We start from the raw sequence: 1,260 nt of genomic DNA, 5'->3' as shown, positions 1-1,260 counted from the left end.
GTCACCCGGGTGCGTCCCGCGCCGCGGCCGTCCCGCGCGGGGAGCCACCCGCGCCGCGGGCGTCGCCGACCTCACCCGGGTGCCCGGCGCGCCGGGCGAGGTCCGGCCAGCCCGGTCCGGCGGTCACGCCCCCGTCGGGACCGGCCGCGAGCGCGGTGCGGACCACGAGCGTCCCCCGCTCCGGGTCGCGGGCCACGGTCGCGATCTCCGCCACCCGGCGCCGGCCGCCGTCGCGGCGCAGGTGCACCACGGCGTGCAGCGCGCTCGCCGCCTGCGCCGCCAGCGCCTCGCGCGACAGGCCGGCGAGCGCGCCGAGCGCCTCGAGCCGCGCGGGGACGTCGGTGGCGGCGTTCGCGTGCACGGTGGTGCAGCCGCCGTCGTGCCCGGTGTTGAGCGCGCTGAGCACGTCCCGCACCTCCGCGCCGCGGCACTCGCCCAGGACGACCCGGTCGGGCCGCATCCGCAGGGACTCGCGCACCAGGTCGCCGAGGTCGACAGCACCGGCGCCCTCGACGTTCGGCCGGCGGGCGAGCAGCCGGACCACGTGCGGGTGCCGCGGGGCCAGCTCCCCCGCCTCCTCGACGCAGACGATCCGCTCCCCCGGGTCGGCGAGCGACAGCAGCGTCGACAGCAGCGTGGTCTTCCCCGTCCCGGTCGCGCCGGAGACGAGCAGGTTGGCCCGCCCGGCGACGAGGCCGCGGAGCACGGCGTCGACCCCCGGGGGCACCGTGCCGTCGCGCACCAGGTCGTCCAGGGCGAACGGCCGGTGGCGCACCACGCGCAGCGACAGGAGCGTGCACCCGTCGGCGACCGGGGGCAGGACCGCGTGCAGCCGCGTGCCGTCCGGGAGCCGGGCGTCGGCCGCGGGACGCGCGTCGTCGAGGCGCTGCCCGGCCGCCGCGGCGAGCCGCACCGCCAGGCCGCGGACCCGTGCGGCGTCCCCGAGGTCGACGGCGGCCCGCTGCAGCCGGCCGTCGCGCTCCACCCACACGTCCCGCGGGCCGTTCACGAGGACGTCGGTGACCGCCGGGTCGTCGAGCAGCGGCTGGAGCGGCCCGGCGCCCACGATCTCCGCGCGGACCACCCCGTCGAGCTCGGCCAGGGCAGCGCTGCCGAGCACGCGGCCGCTCTCCCGCAGCGCGGCGGACACCCGCCCGGCGGTCACCGGACCGCCCTCGGCGGCGAGCCGGTGCCGGACGCCGGCGACGAGGTCGGCGACCCCCGGTCCGTCGGCACCGTCGGCGGGGCGCGCGTGGCCGC

1 protein-coding gene is annotated in these 1,260 nt (G+C 81.0%); it reads right to left on the bottom strand.

Features of this window, described 5'->3' with window-relative positions; all coding sequences use genetic code 11:
- Position 1: 1 nt before the first annotated feature.
- On the bottom strand, positions 2 to 1,260 hold a 1,259-nt coding region (locus tag FA014_RS19485), incomplete at its 5' end, for a TadA family conjugal transfer-associated ATPase (protein ID WP_419178444.1).

It is taken from the genome of Cellulomonas hominis, from assembly GCF_005239125.1.
Classification (GTDB): Bacteria; Actinomycetota; Actinomycetes; order Actinomycetales; family Cellulomonadaceae; genus Cellulomonas; species Cellulomonas hominis_A.
The sequence above is the reverse complement of the archived record's forward strand: the minus strand, read 5'-3'. Positions and strand labels throughout refer to the sequence as shown.